The sequence below is a fragment of the Sphaerisporangium sp. NPDC005289 genome (genome assembly GCF_040607455.1).
Classification (GTDB): domain Bacteria; phylum Actinomycetota; class Actinomycetes; order Streptosporangiales; family Streptosporangiaceae; genus Sphaerisporangium; species Sphaerisporangium rhizosphaerae.
Genome location: NZ_JBEXGS010000013.1, coordinates 184,083 through 202,215 on the forward strand (window position 1 = coordinate 184,083; position 18,133 = coordinate 202,215).

Consider the following 18,133-nt stretch of genomic DNA (forward strand, 5'->3'; position numbering starts at 1 on the left):
GCCGGACCAACGCCGGACAACGCCGGACCACGTCCGACCACGCCGGACGACCGCTGGAAACCGGGCAAGCGCTGCAAAAGGAGACAGAAATGCCGATGGCCACCGCGGCGGGGCACCGTTGCTACGAGCTGTGGGATCCGATGCCCGACGAGGTACGGGAGGGCGCCAGGCGGTTCGCCACCGTACAGGCGCTCAACGAGCTGGTGGGCGTGCTGCCGTTCGCCGAGTGGCTGGACCGCGCGCCCAGCCACACCAGGCGGCAGATGCTCATGGCCAAGATCCAGGACGAGGTCGGTCACGGGCATGTGGCCGCGCGCGTCGCCGAAGACCTGGGCATGCCGCGCGAGCGGATCCTGCTCGACTACCTCGAGGGCCGCGCGAAGGTGCACAACATCTTCCACTACTCCTTCGGGACCTGGGAGGAGCTGGGCCCGGGACTGCTGCTGATGAACTCCGCGGCGATCGTCCAGTTCCAGTCCCTGATGAAGGGCGTGTACCTGCCGTACGCCCGGGCGCTGCGCAAGATCGAGCGCGAGGAGTCCTTCCACTACCAGCACGCCCTGGACCTCACCCACGAGGTGCTGACCCACGGTGACGCCGAGCAGCGCCGGCGGGTGCAGGAGGGGTTCGAGCTGTGGATGCCGCGCGTGCTGGCCTACCTCGGTCCGCCCGACACCGACACCCTGCACGCCAACCGCATGTGGCAGATCGGCCTGAAGCCGGACGGCAACGACGCGCTGCGCCAGGCATGGCTCAACAAGATCATCCCGGTCTTCCGGAAGCTCGGTGTGCACGTGGATCCCGCGCTGGTCCGTCAGGCGCCCTCGGGGGAGTGGGAGTTCGCGATGCCCGACTGGGCCGAGGTGAAGAAGGTGATCGCGGGCGGCGGGCCGGCGTCGCAGCGACGGCTGGACTGGGTGCGCCACGCCCTGGACCGCAACACGCGGTACCGGCGCGCGCTGCGGGAGGTGTCGTGATGCCGCACGTCCCGAACGACCCCGACGTCTATGAGGTCTTCACGCAGAATGGCGTCGGCAAGACGCTCAGCCACGTCGGCTCCATCGTCTCGCCGCGCCCGGACGGCGCCTGGCACCTGGCCAAGGAGACCTACGGGCGCCGCGACGACCTGGCCACCCTCTGGGTGGTCCGCCGCGCCGACATGATCGTCTCCACCGGGGACGACCGCGACCTGCTCGCCGCCAAGACCCGGATGCCGCACCGCCAGCCCGGCTTCCCCACCGCCCGCCGCCGCGACCGCTCGGACTCTTCGCCCGGGGCCGACTCCCCGCCCGTCGCCGATTCGCCGCTGGTTGCCGGCTCGCCGGCCGTCGCCGATTCGCCGCTGGTTGCCGGCTCGCCGGCCGTCGCCGATTCGCCGGCCGCTCCCGGCTCGCCGGCCGTCGACTCTTCGGCCGAGCCGAGGGACGGCGCCCTCTCCGAGCTTCGCGACGACGCGTCCCGGGCCGCCGACCCCGAGCTCCGCGACCTGTGGCTCGCGCTCGCCGACGACCTGTTCGTGCTGGGCAACCGGCTGGGCGAACGCATCGTCGACTACATCGACCTGGAAGAGTCGCTGGCGGTCGGCTCGATCGGACAGGAGGCGCTGGCGCACGCCGGGACGATCCTGTCGCTGTGCGGTTTCGACGAGGCCGCCGCCGACGCGTGGTTCTTCGACCGGCCGCAGGCGCGGTGGCGGGTGTCGCGCGCCATCGAACGGCTCACCGACTGGCCGTCCACCGTGGCCTGCGGTCTGGTGATCGCCGCTGCCGTCGTCGCGCTCGCCGAGCGGACCGCGGAGGCCGAGCCCGGCCGCACCGGGCAGGCCGCGGAGGCGGGGCCCGGCGGGGCGTGGCTGCCCGCGATCATCGCCATCCGCGACGAGCAGCGGGTCCATCTGGACCACTGGCGGCGGTGGGCGCGGGCGCTGACCGCATGGCCCGAGACCAGTGAAGAGTTCGCGCGCGCCTACGCCGAGGTGACCGAGCGCGCCGGCGACCTGTTCGGCGCCGGGCCGCAGGGAGTCACGGCGGGCGTACTGCCCAGCGCTCCGGTACCGGCCGCGACCCTGCACGAGCGTCTCGCCGCGCTGGTCGGCGACAGCGGCGGCCCCGCGTCGCGCCTGCCCGGCCGCCCGCTGACGCGGACCGCGGGGATGGGCGGGAGCGCACTGGCCTACTGCCTGTCCCGTGGCCGCATGGTGAGGGACGACTACGCCCCGGGGGTGTTCCGGTGAACGCCGACCGACTCCAGGACCGGCCCCCAGGCCGGCTCACAGCTCAGCCCACGGACGAGTTCACAGCTCAGCCCACGGACGAGTTCACAGCTCAGCCCACGGACGAGTTCACAGCTCAGCCCACGGACGAGTTCACGGCCCAGCCCACGGACGAGTTCACGGCCCGGCGCACAGACGAGCTCACCGGCCGGCTCGCCGACGTGGTCGCCGGTGTGCGCGATCCGGAGATCGACGTCGGCCTGCGCGACCTCGGTGTGCTGCGCTCGGTGTCGCTGACCGGCGGCCGCGTCCGGGTCCGCCTGGCCCCCACCCGGCTCAGCTGCCCCGCCGTCGGGGAGATCGCCCGGCGGGTGCGGTCCGCGCTCGCCGACGCGGCCCCGGGACGCGAGGTCGACATCGTGTGGGAGCGCGGCGCCTGGCAACCGGCGGCGGTCACCGCCGCCGGCCGGGACGCGCTGCGCAGGGGCGGATACCGCGTGGCGGGCGCCGCCCCCAGATGTCCGTACTGCGGCTGCGACGACGTCGCGCGCGCCGGCCGCTTCGGCGGGGCGGTGTGCAAGGTCCCCTACGACTGCCGCGGCTGCGGCTCGACCTTCGACGTGATCGGCACGGCCGGCTGCACCGCCATGCTCCCGACCCCCGGTCCCGTGCGAGGAGGATCGTGATGAGACTCATCGGAAAGACCGCCGTCATCACCGGAGGCTCCCGGGGCCTCGGCCGGGCGATCGCGGAACGCTACCTGCAGGAAGGGGCGCAGGTCGTCTGCGCCGCCCGCAACCCGTACGACATCAAGGAGGTCATCGACCTCGCGCCCGGCCGCTGCGCCTACGTCCCGGTCGACGTCACCAGCGACGATTCGGTCGATGAGCTGATGGCCGAGACCGCCGGACGCTTCGGGGGCATCGACATCCTGGTGGCCAACGCCGGCGTGAGCCGGGACGGGCGGGTGGACCGGCTGCCGGTCGCCGACTGGCAGGACATGGTGACCACCAACCTGACCGGGGTCTTCCTGTGCACCAGGGCCGCGGTTCCCTACCTGGAACGCAGCGACGCCGGCCGGATCGTCAACGTCTCCTCCAGCATGGCGACCCGGGTCGCGATCGGCGCCGCCGGATACTGCGCCACCAAGGCCGCGGTGGAGATGTTCACCAAGGTCAGCGCGATCGAGCTCGCCCCCCGCGGCATCCTGGTCAACTCCTTGGCCCCCGGAATCCTCGACGAGGGGATGGGTCAGCAGGTCACCGGCAACGACCGGATCTGGTCGCGCTACAAGACCCGGCTGTCGCTCGGCCGGCCCGGCCACGCCGACGAGGCCGCCGACGCCGCGGTCTTCCTGGCCGGTCCCGAGGCCAGCTACGTCAACGGCCACGTGCTGGAAGTGAACGGAGGTCTGTTATGGGCATGACGACCGCTCCAGAGGTGGGGCACCCCACCGTATGGCTGGACATCGACGGGGCGGTGGGCATCCTCCGCCTCGACCGGCCGCCGCTCAACGTGCTCGACCGCGCCGCGCAGAGCGCGTTGCGCGCGGCCGCCGAGCGGGCCGCGACCGACGAGCGGGTCCGCGCGGTGGTCGTGTACGGCGGGCCCACGGCCTTCTCGGCGGGGGGCGACATCAAGGAGATGGCCGGGATGTCGCACGCCGAGATGGTCGGGCACGCGGCCGTGCTCCAAGGCGCCTTCGACGCGGTCGCCGCCATCCCCAAGCCGGTGGTGGCCGCGATCAACGGTCCCGCTCTCGGCGGCGGCTGCGAGCTGGCGCTGACCGCCGACGCGCGCATCTGCGGCACCGAGGCGCGGCTCGGGCTCCCCGAGGTCCTGCTCGGCGTCATCCCCGGCGCGGGCGGCACCCAGCGGCTGCCCCGGCTGATCGGCCCGGCCAAGGCCAAGGAGCTGATCTTCAGCGGACGCCAGGTCGGCGCGGCCGAGGCGCTGGAGATGGGCCTGGTGGACTACGTCGTGCCGACCGACCTGGTGCTGGACAGCGCGGTGCAGTGGGCGCAGCGCTTCGAGACGGGCCCGGCGCTGGCCCTGCACGCCGCGAAGACCGCGATCGACGGGGGCCTGGCGACCGACCTGGCCGCCGGGCTCGCGATCGAACGGTCGGTGTTCGCCGGGCTGTTCGGTACCCAGGACCGTTCGACCGGCATGCGGGGGTTCGTCACCGACGGCCCCGGCCGCGCGCGATTCAGCGGGAGGTAGTCACCATGCGCACAGCGACCGGCGAGTTCCAGCGGGCCCGCGACCACCTGCTGTCCTCCTACGGTGACCTGCCGCGTGCCCGGGCCTTCCCCAGGCCCGAGGTCGGGGAGAGTTTCAGTTGGGTCGCGGACTGGTTCGACGTCATCGCCGACGGCAACCACGCCACCGCCCTGCGCGTGCTCGACCTGGACCGCCAGGGGAAACTCCTGGCCGACACCGCGGTGAGTTTCGCCGAACTGGCCGAGCGCTCCCAGCGGGTCGCCCGATGGCTGCGGTCGGCGGGCGTACGGCGCGGGGACCGCATCCTGCTGATGCTCGGCAACCGGGTCGAACTGTGGGAGTGCCTGCTGGCCGCGTTCCGGCTGGGCTGCGCGGTGATCCCCGCGGCCGTCCAGCTCGCCCCCGCCGACCTGGCCGACCGGCTGGAACGCGGCGAGGTGGCGCACGTCATCGCCGAGGCCGGCCTCACCCCCAGGCTGGACGGCCTCGGCGGCCGGTGGACGCGCATCGCCGTCGGAGGCCCGGTTCCCGGCTGGCAGGACTACCAGGGGGCCTATGCCGCCGAGCCGCTGCGCGAGGCGGTGCGGACACGGCCCGAGGAGCTGTCGCTGATCTACTTCACCTCGGGCACGACCTCCCGGCCCAAGATGGTCGGGCACACGAGCGTGAGCTACCCCGTCGGCCACCTGTCGACCATGTACTGGATCGGCCTGCGCCCCGGCGACGTGCACCTCAACATCTCGTCGCCCGGCTGGGGAAAGCACGCCTGGAGCAGCCTGTTCGCCCCCTGGAACGCGCAGGCGACGGTCATGGCCGTCAACCAGCCGCGGTTCGCCGCGCGTCCGCTGCTGGAGATGATGTCGCGCTACGCGGTGACCACCTTCTGCGCGCCGCCCACCGCCTGGCGGAGCCTGATCCAGGAGGACCTCACGCGGTGGCCGATGGTGCTCCGCGAGGCGCTGGCCGCCGGGGAACCGCTGAACCCGGAGGTGGTGCGCCGGGTCCGCGAGGCGTGGGGGGTCAGGGTCCGCGACGGGTACGGGCAGACCGAGACCACCGCCCAGATCGGCACCCCGCCGGGGATGCCGAGCGTCGAGGGGGCACTGGGCTGGGCGCTGCCCGGCTACGAGGTGGCGCTGCTGGACCCGCACACCGGCGCCCCCGTCCGGGACGTCTCCGCGGAGGGCGAGATCTGCCTGCCGCTGGCCGACCGGCCGCTCGGCCTGATGGGCGGGTACGTGGGCGACTCCGAGGCCACCGCGCGCTGCATGCGCGGCGGCCACTACCGGACGGGCGACATCGCCACCCGTGACGCCGACGGCCTGTTCCGGTACGTGGGGCGGGGCGACGACGTCTTCAAGGCCTCCGACTACCGGATCTCCCCCTTCGAGCTGGAGAGCGTGCTGCTGCAACACCCGGCCGTCGCCGAGGCCGCCGTGGTGCCCTCGCCCGAGCCGCTGCGGCTGGCCGTGCCCAAGGCCTACGTGGCGCTCGCCTCCGGCTACCTGCCGGAGGCCGAGACCGCACAGCTCATCCTCGCGCACTCCCGCGAGCACCTGGCCTCCTACAAGCGCGTCCGCCGCGTCGAGTTCGCCGAACTGCCCAAGACCATCTCCGGCAAGACCCAGCGCACCGAACTGCGCAAGCGGGAGGAGCAGCGGCTCTCGCGGTCGGCGCAGGAATGGTGGGAGGAAGACTTCCAGAACTAGCCCCCTGGCGACATGAGCGGGTCGCGCGACCGGCGGACATCCCCCCGCGCGGCCCGCCCGCCCGGGCCTACCACTCCTCGGAGACGAAATGACTGCCGTCACCATGAGCAGGGGTCAGCGCAGACGAGCCGTAGTGAGCAGCCTCATCGGGAACAGCATCGAGTTCTACGAGTTCCTCATCTACGGTTCGTTCTCCTCCCTGTACTTCAACAAGCTCTTCTTCCCCTCGTTCGACCCCACCACCGGCACCCTGTTGTCGCTGTCGACGTTCGCGGTCGCCTTCGCGGGAAGACCGCTCGGCGCCTTCCTGTTCGGGCACTTCGGCGACCGGGCCGGCCGCAAGGCGACGCTGATCACCACTCTCGCCGTGATGGGCGGCGCGACGGTGACGATCGGCCTGCTCCCCACCTACGGCACGATCGGCGTCGCCGCCCCGATATTGCTGACGATCCTGCGGTTCATCCAGGGATGCTCGCTCGGCGGCGAGTCGAGCGGCGGGTTCCTGATGGCGCTGGAGAGCGCCAAGCCGAACAGGCGGGGTTTCCTCACCGCCGTCGTCGGCACCGGCAACGCCTGGGGACTGCTGCTGGCCAACGGCGTCCTGCTCCTGGTCACCGCGCTGCCGGAGCGGCAGATTCTGGCGTGGGGGTGGCGGCTGCCGTTCGTCTTCAGCGCCGTGCTGGTGGGCGTCGCCCTCCACGTCCTGCTGCGGCTGGGGGAGACTCCCGAATTCCAGCGGTCCAAGGCCGAAGGCGCGGTCAGGAAGAGGCCGGCGCTGGAGGTCCTGTCGCGGTACGGCCTGACGACCCTGGGCGCGTCGCTGTCGGCGCTTCCCACGTTCCTGGTGTTCTACCTCGGGTCGGTGTTCTCCCTCAAATACGGTGCGACCATCGGCGTGGGCCGGTCCGTCATGCTGCTGCTGCTCGTCGGATCCTGCGTCTTCCTGATCGTCGCCATGCCGTTCTTCGGCTGGCTGGGCGATCGGTACAGCCGCAAGGCGGTCTTCGTCGGCGGCATCGCCGCCATGACGGTGGCGCCGTTCGCCTGGTTCTCGTTGCTGGGCACCGGGTCGTTCCCTCTGATGGCTCTGGGTTTCCTGCTGCTGTTCGCCGGGTTCGCCGCGAACTACGGCGTGCAGGGGGCGTTCTGCCCGCGGCTGTTCCCCACGGCCGTGCGGTACTCCGGGATGTCCATCAGTTACAACGTGGGCGGTCTGCTCGGCGGCGCCGTCGGCCCGATCGTCGCCACGTCGCTGCTCGACAGGTTCCACAGCTGGACGCCGATCGCCGTCTACATGGCGGCCGCCGGCGTGATCGCTCTGGCCGCCTCGGCGTTCCTGCGCGAACGCTCCGACGACGGCACGCCCGCGAAGCACGCCGGCGGCATGCCCGTACAGCACGCCGACGGCACGGCCGCACCGCGCGCCGCCGCTCCGACGGCGACCGCCACGTCCCCCGTCATCACCACCGCCGGAAGCTAGCCGGCGCGAAGCCTCAGGCGAACCGGTGGAAGTCTCCGTGCAATCTCCAGTGAGGGAGTACCGCATGACGTCCTTGTCCGTTCCCAAATGTCCCGTTCTCGATCCCACGGGCGCCTCGGTCCACGCCGAGGCCGCCGCGTTACGCGCCGAGGGACCGGCGGTGCTGGTGGAGCTTCCCGGGCCCGTCCGCGCCTGGGCGGTCACCCGGCACAGCGTCATCCAGAAGCTGACCAACGACCCGCGCGTCTCGCGCGACTCGCGCCGGCACTGGCCCGGCCTGGCCGACATGCCCGAGGGCTGGCCGCTCGCTCCCCTCGCCCTGCAGCACAGCTTCTTCAACTTCTACGGCGAGGAGCACCGCAGGTCCCGGCGCCGCGTCGCCCCCTCGTTCTCGCCGAAGCAGGTCGAACGGATGCGCCCGCAGGTCAAGGCGACCGCGGACCGCCTGGTCAAGGAGCTGGCCGCCCTGCCGCCCGGCGCCGTCGCCGACGTGCGCCGGGACCTGGCGCTGCCGCTGACCATCACCGTCATCTGCGACCTGTTCGGCGTCCCCGAGCACCTGCGCAGGAAGGTCGGCACCGGGATCGACCGGGTCCTGGACTCCTCTCTCGGCCCAGAGGAGGCGATGGCCGCCGGCAACACGCTGTACGAGCGGCTCGGCGAGCTGCTGCGGTACAAGAGGGAGAACCCGGCCGCCGACCTGACCAGCGACCTGCTGCTGCCGGCCGAGCCCGGGGACGAGCCGATGTCGGAGGCCGAGCTGCTCGGCACGCTCTTCCTCATGATCGGCGCGGGGTACGAGACCACCGTCAACCTCATCACCAGCGCCGTCCAGGCCCTGCTCACCCACCCCGAGTACCTCACCCGGATCAACGAGGGCGCCATCGCCTGGCAGGACGTCATCGAGGAGACGCTGCGTTTCGAGGGCCCGGTCATGCACATGCCCATGCGGTGCGCCCTGGAGGACATCGACCTCGGTGAGGGCGTCGTCATCCGCAAGGGCGACGCGATCACCATCGGGTTCGCCGCCGCCGGACGCGACCCGCAGGTGCACCCGCGGTGCCCGGAGAGCTTCGACCCCACCCGGGCCAGCAAGGAACACCTCGCCTTCGGCCACGGTCCCCACTTCTGCCTGGGCGCGCACCTCGCCCGCCTGGAGGCGGAGATCGCCCTGACCACGCTGTTCGCGGAACTGCCCGATCTCGCCCTCGCCCGCCCCGGACACCAGCCCGCCCGCCTGACCTCCTTCCTCATCAACGGCCCCGTGGGCCTGGAGGTCGTCCCCCACCCCGCGTGACCGCACGAACTCCGGCCGCCGGAGGCGCCCCGCCGCCTCCGGCGGCCCCGTCATGCCCGCGCCCGCCCGCGCGGACGACCGTCGCCGGGAGCCCGTAACCTCCGCATGGTGAGCGGAGGGCAGACTACGCGTTCCAAAGGACCCCGATCGTATCCCACGAGCTGTTGTAGACCTTCAGGTAGTAACGACCGTAGAGCCCGTTGATCGTGCCGCCGCGACTCTTGCCCGTCCCGATATACCCCTGCCCGACGATGGCACCGTTGTCCGCATCGTAGATGACGTAATCAGAGTCGTCCCAAAGCGCGTTCTCCACGGACCACTTGATCCAGTGCCCACTGTTGGCCGGGATGGTCTGGGTGGTGCAACTCGAGGTGCCGACGTTGCAGGTTACGGTTTGGGCACTGGCCGGAGCGATGAGGCCGATACTGACCGCCGCCATCACGGCGGTCACGGTCAACGACCGGCGGAACCGTCGTAGACCGCGGAGCATTTTCCTCATTTGTGATCTCCCTTCCGTCATGGGCCATCCCATGTGCGACTCGGTATCGTGCGCACCGCCCGGTGCTTGAGTGGCGGCCGCTGTCCTGGACAGGATGACGCCCGCGGCTTGACACGAACCTGACACGATCGGCCGCTTACCTGGCCCCTCACGTCGACGGCCGGTCGGCCCGTATCAGACGGCCCTTGGTGACGGCGTCAGCACGCGTCACGGCGGCAGGTCACCTGCCGTGACCACGTACGTGTACCAGGTGCGGCTCTGCACTCCCGGCGATGTGCTGGAGGGGCTCGGCGCCGGAACGCGGGCCGTTCGGTGGCCGGGACGCGAACGAGGCGGCGATCTGGTTGATCGCCGCCTCGTTCACCCGCCACGTCGTGCCCGCAGGCTCAGGTCCACAGACCGCCGATCGCCAGGGGCGAGCGGTGGCGCAAGGTGTTGTCCATCTGGATGTGCCGCGCGACGCGTTCGGCCTGGTTGCGCGTGGCGGCGATGAGCAGCGGCATCACCGACCCGGCCTCGGGCAGCCCGGCGTAGTACAGGCCGGGCAGGGCGCCGAGGCCCCTGCGCTGCACCGGCATGCCGGCCTCGTCGAGCGCCGTGGCGGGCAGAATGCCGTAGTCCGGTACGAAACCCGTGGCCCAGATGATCGTCGTGATGCCGTTGGCGACCAGATCGAGCGTCGTGCCGTAGTCCTCGATGAGCGAGGGGTCGTACTCGGGGACGGGGTCCGCGGCGGGGACGACCAGCCCGTGCTGCTCGATCGCCGCGTCGATGGCCTTCAGCAGCTCGCTCTGCTTGCGGGCGGCCTCCCTGGCCACGGCGCGGACGTTGTCGGCGAGCCACAGCAGGCCGCCAGACGCGCCGCGTACCGAGCCGACGAGCGTGACGCCCTTCGCGGCCAGGATGGGCAGGCTCAGGTCCTGGCCGCCGTCCTTCCCGCTGAGCACCGACACACCCGGCAGCACGGGGGAGTCGCCGCGCCCGCCCGAGGCGGTCTCCAGGTTGCCCTCCGGCAGCAGCAACTGCAGCCAGTCGAGGATCTGCGCGCCGCGGTAGCGCCGGGGCGCGGTCTTGTGCCCGCCGACCGCGAGGAACACCTCCCGGCCGGCGTCGCGGAGGTCGTCCGCGATCTGCTGGCCGCTGTTGCCCGCGCCGACGATGAGAACGGCGCCGCTCGGCAGGGACTCCGGGTTGCGGTAGTACCGCGTGTGCAGCTGCGTGACCGAGGAGTCCACGCCCGCGGCCACCTCCGGTATGCGCGGCGAGGAGTACCCGCCGAGCGCCGCGACGACGTTGCGGGCCTCGACGACGTCCCCGTCGTCCAGGTGGACGCGGAAGCGCGCGCCCTCGTGGGCCGCGTCGCCGATCGGGGACTCGACCAGCTGGACGCTGGTGTGCTCGCGGACCGCGACGCCCATCGCGGCCACGTAGCCCCGGAGCCGTTCTGCCACCTCACGGGCCGGCATGTAGCCCTCGGGGTCGTCACCGTCGTAGGCCCAGTCGGGGAAGGAGACGGTCCGGTTCGGGGTGTTGACGCGCAGGCTGTCCCAGCGCTCGTTGGCCCACGCCTGGCCGATCTCGCCGCGCTCGACCACCAGCGCCTGGTAGCCCAGCCGGGCGAGCGCGCCCGCGACCGAGCACCCCTGCTGGCCGCCGCCCACGACCACCGTCTCGGCGAACTGCGTTCCCATCCGTTCATCCCTTCTCAAGCGGCGACATCAGGACCGCGTGTCGGTTCGGTCTCCGGTGACGACCTCGACCGACGGCGCCCAGCGCGGGATCTCGCCGCGGCCGGAAGGCAGGCGCAGGCTGCGGGCGTAGCTGTATTCCTGCAGCGTCTCGATGGCGTGCTCGCGGCCGTATCCGCTGGCGCCCACGCCGCCGAAGGGGGTGCCGGTGAACGAGCGGTTGTAGTGGTTGACGAAGACGATGCCGACGCGCAGGTCGCGGCTGAAGCGCATGGCGCGCTCGGTGTCGCGGGTGAACACCCCGGCGACCAGGCCGAACTCGGTGCCGTTGGCGATGCGGACCGCCTCGGCCTCGTCACGGAAGGGGATCACGCACACGACCGGGCCGAAGATCTCCTCCGTGGCGATGCGCATGTCCGGGGTGACGCCGGTGAACAGCGTGGGCGGGACGAAGTAGCCCTCCGCCAGCTCGGGGTCGGTGGGCGTCGCCGCCTGGGCCGCGATCGTGGCGCCCTCGCGGACGCCGAGTTCGAGGTACTCCTGCACGCGCTGCCGCTGCTCGGGGGTGACCAGCGGCCCGACGTGGGTGTCCGCGTCCGCGCCGTTGCCGACCTTCAGCCGCTTGACGGCGGCCGCGAGCCGGCGGACGACCTCCTCGTAGCGGTCGACGTGGACCAGCACGCGCGAGGCGGCGGTGCAGGCCTCGCCCTGGTTGAAGTAGCCGCCCTCCACCGCCCACGGCACGGCCGAGTCGAGGTCGGCGTCCTCGAAGATCACCAGGGCGTTCTTGCCGCCGAGCTCCAGCAGGGTCGGCGTCAGGTTCTCCGCGGCCGTCCGGATCACCGCCTGCCCGGTGGCGGGCGCGCCGGTGAAGGAGACCTTGCCCACGAGCTTGTGCCCGGCGAGCCGCGCCCCGACCGCGCCGGTGCCGGGCACGATGTGCACGACGTCGTCGGGGAGAATGGACTGGGCGATCTCGGCGACCCGCATCACCGACAGCGGAGCCTGCTCCGGCGGCTTGATGACCACGGCGTTGCCGGCCGCGAGCGCGGGGGCGAGCTTGCCGGCGGTGTGCAGCGGGGGCCAGTTGAACGGGATGATCGCGCCGATGACGCCGAAGGGCTCGCGCAGTGTGATGTCGAGCATGCTGCCCGAGTCGCGCGCCTGGCTCGGGATCGCCTCGCAGAGGCCGGCGAACATCTCGAAGATGGTGGGCGCGCCTTCGAGGTCGAAGTTGCGCGCCTGGGTGAAGGGCTTGCCGTTGTCGCTGGACTCCAGCGCCGCGATCTCGTCGGCGTTCTCGCGGATGGCCTGGGCGACCTTCCACAGCCACTTGCCGCGTTCGCGCGGCGTGCGGGCCTTCCACGCGAAGTGCGCCTCGTACGCGGCGCGGACCGCCTGGTCCACCTCCTCGGCGCCGGCGCCCTGGACGACCGCGAGCGGCCTGCCGGTCGCCGGGTCGTGCACGGTGAACCGGTCGGCCTCGTCCTGCGAGGACCAGCGCGTGCGCAGGAGCTGGGCCGTGTCGAACTGAGCGGTGTCGAACGTCGTGGTCATGTCATCATCTCTTTCAGCACCGAGGCGATCCGCTCGGCGATCACGATGGTCGGAACGTTGGTGGCCACGCGCGGCATCGCCGGGAACACCGAGGCGTCCGCGACGGTGAGTCCCTCGACGCCGTACACGGCGCCGTTGGTGTCCACGACGGAGCCGGGAGCACGGTGCGAGCCCATCCGCATCGTGGAGCTGCCGTGGTTGTAGTGCGCCGGCGCGCGGCGTATCGCCTCCGCGAGCTCCTGGTCGCTCACGCCCGGACCCGGCACCCGCTCCTCCACCAGCAGGTCGGCGAGCGGCCGGGTGCGGGCGATCGTGCGGGCGAGGCGCACCGCGTCGGCGACCCGTTCGGCGTCGTCGGCGACCGTGTAGAGCCCGAGGTCGATGACCGGCGCGTCCTGCGGGTCGCGTGAGGCGAGCCGGACGGTGCCCCGCGAACGGGGCTGGACGCAGGAGACGAAGAAGACCATGTCCCAGCCGGTCGGGTGGTTCTCGACCGGCGGAACGATCATGGCGGGCAGGCTCTCGGTCGGCACCGCCGCGGAGGGCAGGATCTGCACGTCGTAGTCCGGCTCGCCCGGTCCCGTGGCGACGCTGAGCACGCTGCCGAACATCTGCCGCGCCCCCTCCTGCGGCGGCCTGGCGACGTGGATGTTCCAGAAGGCGGGGTGTTCGGTGAGGCCGCGCCCCACGCCCGGGAGCTCGGCCACCACCTCGATTCCGTGCGAGGCGAGCTCGGCGCGGTCTCCGATGCCGGACCGCATGGCGATGACCGGGGTGTTGTAGGCGCCGGCGCTGAGCACGACGTGCCCGGCGCCGATCTCCTCGCCCGAGGCGAGCCGGACCCCGCGGGCCCGGTCGCCCCGGAACAGCACCCGGTCGACCAGCACGTCACCGCGCACCGTGAGGTTCGGCCGGTGGCGCACCGGGTTGAGGTAGCCGATGGCCGTGCTCAGCCGCACGCCGTCGGCCGCGCTGAGCGGGGTGTGCGCGAAGCCCGGCGCGCCCGGCGCGTTGAAGTCGTCGACCATCGGGTACCCGAGCCGTCCGCACGCCTCGCTCATCGCCGCGACGTGCGGACCGAGGTCGGCCGCCGTGCTCTGGGTGATGCGGTACGGCCCGTCGAGGCCGTGGAACTTCTCCTCGCCGTAGGGGTAGTGCTCCATCTCCTTGTAGAAGGGGAGCATCTCCGGGTAGCCCCACGCGGGCCCGGCCAGGGACGCCCACGCGTCATGGTCGGACGGCCGGGCGCGCATCGCCACACAGACGTTGACGGAGGAGGAGCCGCCGATGATCCGGCCCCGGGGGACCGGCACCCGGTTGCCGAACTCGTCCGGAACCGATCGGTAACCCCAGTCGTAGGAGTACGGTGCGTACGTCGCGTCGGCGACGTCCGCCGGCAGCTCCTCGGTGGTCGCGAAGTCGGGCCCGGCCTCAAGGAGCAGAACCGACAGCCGCGGGTTCGCGCTCAACCGGTTGGCCAGCACGCAGCCGGCGGAACCGCCGCCGATCACGATGACGTCGTAGGTCATGATCGCTCCTCCCTCGTCGCGGTCCTACACGTACCGGGGCCGGCCGACGATGAACCCCAGCACCAGGTCCACGGCGAAGACCACGGCGAGCATGACCATCGGCACGGCCCAGCCGCCCGTGCTGCCGTGCAGCATGCCGAACAGGAACGGGCCCCCGATGGCGATCAGGTAGCCGAAGCCCTGCGCCATGGCGGAGATCCCGGCGGTGTCGGCCGCGGTGCGGGTGCGCAGCGCGAACAGGCCGAGCGCGATCGGGAACACGCCCATGCCCGCTCCCCACAGCAGCGACCACAGCCACGGCATCGTCGTCGGCGCGACGAGCATGCCGATCGTGCCGGCGATCTCCAGGCCCACGAGGCCGGCGATCCACCAGGACTGGCTGCGGCTGCGCATCGCCATGGGCACGACCACCATCGTGACGGGCAGGGCCGCCACGACCAGCAGAGCCAGCAGCAGACCCGACTCGTTCTTGCCGATGCCCGCGCCGGTGTACACGGCCGGGGCCCAGCCCATCAGGACGTAGGAGCCCGCCGCCTGCAGTCCGAAGAACCCGGTGATCAGCCAGGCGAGCGGGCTGCGCAGCAGCAGCTTGCGCTCCTGCGGCAGGGCCGCGGTCGCGCCGCCCTGCTCGGTGCGGCGCGTCCCGGCGACCCAGACCAGCAGCGCGCCGATGGACAGCAGCGACCAGGCGGCCAGGGTGACCCGCCAGCCGCCGAGCTGGTCCTGCATCCACGGGGTCGCCGCGGCGCCCGCGCCGCCGCCGACCATCAGGGCCACGGTGTAGACCGTGGTCAGCAGCGGAATCCGATGCGGAAAGGCCTGCTTGACGACGACCGGGATGAGCACGTTGCCGAGGGCGATGCCGGCCGCCGCCACGAACGTGCCGGCCAGCATCACCCACGGGCCGCCCACGACCCGCAGCAACAGCCCGGCGGTGAGCACGACCAGACCGGCGCCGACCGCACGGGCCAGGCCGAGCTTGCGGGCCGCCAGCGGCGCCGCCGCGGCGGCGATGCCGAAGCAGAGGGTGGGCAGGGCGGTCAGCACGCTCGCCCAGAGCAGGGAGGCGCCGAGCGACCTGCGCACCTCCTCCAGCAGCGGGCCGATGCTGGTGATGGCGGGACGCAGGTTCGCCGCCGCCAGGGCGACGCCCACCAGCAGAAGCGGGGTCCCGACCAGCGCGGCGTTCCTCTCGACCGCCACAGGTGCGACTTGCTGTTCCTGCGTAGTCACTGTCTTGCCTCCTGTACTCGTGAAACGTCCCATTGCAGGTGGAGCTCGTCGAACCCGCGCGCGATCAGCAGCCGCTCGCGGCCGCGCGCGGCCGCGGGACCCAGACGCAGTCCGGGCAGGCGGTCGAACAGCAGCGGAATGGCGATGCGCAACTGGAGGCGGGCCAGCCCGGCTCCAAGGCAGGTGTGGATGCCGCGGCCGAAGGCCAGCATCTTGCGGCCGGTCCTCGGCCTGATGTCGAAGGCGGCGGGGTCGGCGAGTGCGCGCTCGTCCCGGTTGGCGGCGCCGAAGTGCACCATCACGCGGTCGCCGGGCCGCAGCCGGGTGCCGGCGAGCTCGGTCTCGGCGGTGACGGTGCGGAACAGCCCCTGGACCGGGGACTCGAAACGCAGGATCTCCTCGACCATCGCCTCGGGCGGCACCTCACCCTCGCGCAACGCCGCGAGCTGGTCCGGATTCTCCAGCAGGCTCACCAGGCCGTTGCCGATGGACCGGGTGACCGTGACGTGCCCCGCGATGATCAGGTTCATCACGATGCGCATGAGCTCGACGTCGTCCAGGTCGTTCTCGTCGTGGTCGGCCGCGAGCGAGGCGATGAGCCCGTCGCCGGCCGGCCCCGGGTCCAGCAGCATCGCCATCACGTAGTTCTGCATGGCGATGACGTCGCGGGCGCACTCGGCCCGTTCCGCCACCTCGCCGCCGCCGACCGACAGCTTCAGCCAGCTGTGGCTCCACTGCCGCAGCAGCGGCACGTCGCCGGCCGGTACGCCGAGGATGCGCGCCATGACCGACAGCGGCAGCGGCCAGGCGTAGTTCTCGATGATGTCGGTCGAACCGGTGGTGGCGAACCGGTCGATCAGCTCTTCGCCGGTCGCCGTGATGAAGGGTTCGAGCTCGGCCACCCGCCGCGGCGTGAAGACCCGGTTCACCGCCGTGCGCAGCCGGGTGTGCTCCTCGCCGTCGCTCTCGGTGAGGTTGGGCGTGAGCGACCAGCCTTCGGCCAGGATCTGCTTGACCTCGTCGGCCTCCGGTCCCGTGGTCGCCTTCACCGCGCTCTCCGAGGAGTAGGTCCGCGGATCGTGGGCCACGTGGACGACGTCCTCGTGCCGTGTGACGACGAAAAGGCCGGTCTTCTCGTCGTGGAACACCGGGCACTGGTCGCGCATGCGCGTGTACGTCGGGTACGGGTCGGCTAGTTGGCTGTCAGATGTGGGATCGAACGTCGGCTTGGTCATCGGGGTCGCTCCCCTTGTGGCTTCTCATCCGGCGGGCACCGCGCCGGCCGGCTTCGGGCCGGCCGGCACGGTGATGGGTCGCGGTTCAGTCGGCCGCCGCCAGCGCGGGCACGCTGGCGCCCAGCTCCTTGTGATCGGTGGCCCACAGGTCAGGGGTGGGCAACCGGTGCGCCGCGGGTTCGTGGACGAAGGTGTCGTGCACGCTCTGGGTCGCCTCGGCCAGGCCGCTCTCTCCGGTCAGCACGCTGAGCTTGTTGGAGGTGACGAGCAGATCGGTGCGCGCGGCGCCGACCGACCGCAGTGCTTCGAGCAGTCGCAGCGGCGAGCCGGGAAGCTGGCCTATCCCGAGGCCGACGACCGACAGCCGCGCCAGGTTCGAGGTCCAGTGCACCTCGTCCAGGCGGGCTCCCCGGTCGGCCTCGGCCAGCAGCGCGCGCGCCTCCTCCACGCTCTCCGCGGGCAGCGTGATCGCGAGGTCGCCGGCGTCCTCGGTCCCGAGGTTGCCGTAGCGGCGCAGTTCGACCTCCAGCTCGCGTTCGGCGAGTCCGCGCAGGATCCGCACCGCGTGATCGGCGGCGATCCGGCGCAGCACGCAGCGCACGAGACCGGTCCTGGTGGCCACCCCGGCGATCGCGGGGACCTCGCCGAGCCCGGCGGGCCTCCAGGAGCCGCCGCCGGAGGCCGCCATCGCCGTGCAGCGGCGGCGGTATCCGACCCAGGTCTCCGGGCCGCAGGCGGTGAGGTTGGAGCGCACCTTCAGGTCGACGCCGTGGGTCCGCGCGTAGTCCACGGAGTCCGCGGCGAGCACCTTGGCCCCGCTCACCGCGAGCTCGGCCATCTCCTCGTACAGCAGGGTGGTGTGGCGCCGGGCGCCGGTGACCTTCCTCGGGTCGGCGGTGTAGACCCCCGCGACATCGGTGACGATCTCGCAGTGGTCGGCGCCGAGCGCCGCGGCCAGGGCGACGCCGGTGGTGTCGGAGCCGCCGCGCCCCAGAGTCGTGCAGGGTCCCGCGACGCCCGCCTCGCCCTGGAAGCCCGCGACGACCGGGATCGCCCCCCTGCGGAGGTCCTCCATGAGCCGGCGCGGATCCACCTGCTGGATCGTCGCCCGGCCGTGGCGGTCATCGGTGAGGATGCCCGCCTCGGCGCCGCTGAACGACCTGCTCGCGGCGCCGTGGCGGTTCAGCGCCATCGACAGCAGCGCGGCGGACACGGCCTCGCCCGTGCTGAGCAGGGCGTCGAGCTGGACGGGATCCGGCTGGTCGGACACCGAGGAAGCCAGGTGGAGCAGCCTGTCGGTGGTTCCGCCCATGGCGGACACGACGGCGACGACCTGGTGTCCGTCCGCCCGCGCCGCCAGGATCTGCCGCGCCGCCTCGATGACCTTCTCGGGCGTGGCGACCGAGGTTCCGCCGTACTTTTGCACAATCAGCGCCATCTCGCGCACTCTCCTTCAGAGCGGAGCCGGCTC

15 protein-coding genes are annotated in these 18,133 nt (G+C 72.2%); 8 read left to right on the forward strand and 7 right to left on the reverse strand.

The genetic code is table 11. The features are described 5' to 3' along the window. Positions 1-89: 89 nt before the first annotated feature. The 8 genes from ABZT47_RS23460 to ABZT47_RS23495 all read left to right on the forward strand — a co-directional run bounded on the left by ABZT47_RS23460 (position 90) and on the right by ABZT47_RS23495 (position 8,921). Complete coding sequence (locus tag ABZT47_RS23460) at positions 90-977, forward strand: Phenylacetic acid catabolic protein (protein ID WP_354845739.1); 888 nt, start codon at positions 90-92, stop codon at positions 975-977. After that, positions 977-2,233, forward strand: coding sequence for a Phenylacetic acid catabolic protein (locus tag ABZT47_RS23465; RefSeq protein ID WP_354845741.1), 1,257 nt, complete (start codon positions 977-979; stop codon positions 2,231-2,233). The genes ABZT47_RS23460 and ABZT47_RS23465 overlap by 1 nt, the downstream gene beginning before the upstream one ends. Then, a complete protein-coding gene (locus tag ABZT47_RS23470; RefSeq protein WP_354845743.1) occupies positions 2,230-2,898 on the forward strand; it encodes an iron-sulfur cluster assembly protein in 669 nt (222 codons plus the stop codon). The genes ABZT47_RS23465 and ABZT47_RS23470 overlap by 4 nt, the downstream gene beginning before the upstream one ends. Then, complete coding sequence (locus ABZT47_RS23475) at positions 2,898-3,638, forward strand: SDR family NAD(P)-dependent oxidoreductase (RefSeq protein WP_354845746.1); 741 nt, start codon at positions 2,898-2,900, stop codon at positions 3,636-3,638. Before ABZT47_RS23470 ends, ABZT47_RS23475 begins: the two co-directional genes overlap by 1 nt. Continuing rightward, complete coding sequence (locus ABZT47_RS23480; RefSeq protein WP_354845749.1) at positions 3,635-4,435, forward strand: enoyl-CoA hydratase-related protein; 801 nt, start codon at positions 3,635-3,637, stop codon at positions 4,433-4,435. The genes ABZT47_RS23475 and ABZT47_RS23480 overlap by 4 nt, the downstream gene beginning before the upstream one ends. Positions 4,436-4,440: 5 nt before the next feature. Beyond that, a complete protein-coding gene (locus tag ABZT47_RS23485; RefSeq protein ID WP_354845752.1) occupies positions 4,441-6,144 on the forward strand; it encodes an AMP-binding protein in 1,704 nt (567 codons plus the stop codon). Between the two features lie 133 nt (positions 6,145-6,277). Continuing rightward, positions 6,278-7,624, forward strand: a complete 1,347-nt coding sequence (locus ABZT47_RS23490; RefSeq protein WP_354845754.1) for an MFS transporter — start codon at positions 6,278-6,280, stop codon at positions 7,622-7,624. Positions 7,625-7,688: 64 nt separating this feature from the next. Further along, positions 7,689-8,921 carry a cytochrome P450 gene (locus ABZT47_RS23495; RefSeq protein WP_354845757.1) on the forward strand — a complete coding sequence of 411 codons (1,233 nt, stop codon included), beginning with the start codon at positions 7,689-7,691 and terminating at the stop codon, positions 8,919-8,921. 124 nt (positions 8,922-9,045) lie between these two features. On the opposite strand, the gene ABZT47_RS23500 is transcribed toward ABZT47_RS23495, so the two are convergent. The 7 genes from ABZT47_RS23500 to ABZT47_RS23530 all read right to left on the reverse strand — a co-directional run bounded on the left by ABZT47_RS23500 (position 9,046) and on the right by ABZT47_RS23530 (position 18,100). Further along, positions 9,046-9,420, reverse strand: a complete 375-nt coding sequence (locus tag ABZT47_RS23500) for a hypothetical protein (protein WP_354845759.1) — start codon at positions 9,418-9,420, stop codon at positions 9,046-9,048. A gap of 386 nt (positions 9,421-9,806) precedes the next feature. Next, positions 9,807-11,111 (reverse strand): NAD(P)/FAD-dependent oxidoreductase, encoded by a 1,305-nt coding sequence (locus ABZT47_RS23505; RefSeq protein WP_354845762.1) that lies wholly within the window; start codon positions 11,109-11,111, stop codon positions 9,807-9,809. 27 nt (positions 11,112-11,138) lie between these two features. Next, positions 11,139-12,665: an aldehyde dehydrogenase family protein gene (locus ABZT47_RS23510; RefSeq protein WP_354845764.1), complete on the reverse strand. Its 1,527-nt coding sequence runs from the start codon at positions 12,663-12,665 to the stop codon at positions 11,139-11,141. Beyond that, positions 12,662-14,194, reverse strand: a complete 1,533-nt coding sequence (locus tag ABZT47_RS23515; protein WP_354845767.1) for a GMC family oxidoreductase N-terminal domain-containing protein — start codon at positions 14,192-14,194, stop codon at positions 12,662-12,664. The genes ABZT47_RS23510 and ABZT47_RS23515 overlap by 4 nt, the downstream gene beginning before the upstream one ends. A gap of 24 nt (positions 14,195-14,218) precedes the next feature. Next, positions 14,219-15,397 (reverse strand): MFS transporter, encoded by a 1,179-nt coding sequence (locus ABZT47_RS23520; RefSeq protein ID WP_354845770.1) that lies wholly within the window; start codon positions 15,395-15,397, stop codon positions 14,219-14,221. 26 nt (positions 15,398-15,423) lie between these two features. Further along, positions 15,424-16,662: a cytochrome P450 gene (locus ABZT47_RS23525; RefSeq protein WP_354845773.1), complete on the reverse strand. Its 1,239-nt coding sequence runs from the start codon at positions 16,660-16,662 to the stop codon at positions 15,424-15,426. An 85-nt stretch (positions 16,663-16,747) separates the two neighbouring features. Continuing rightward, positions 16,748-18,100 (reverse strand): aspartate kinase, encoded by a 1,353-nt coding sequence (locus ABZT47_RS23530; RefSeq protein ID WP_354845776.1) that lies wholly within the window; start codon positions 18,098-18,100, stop codon positions 16,748-16,750. Positions 18,101-18,133 lie beyond the last annotated feature (33 nt).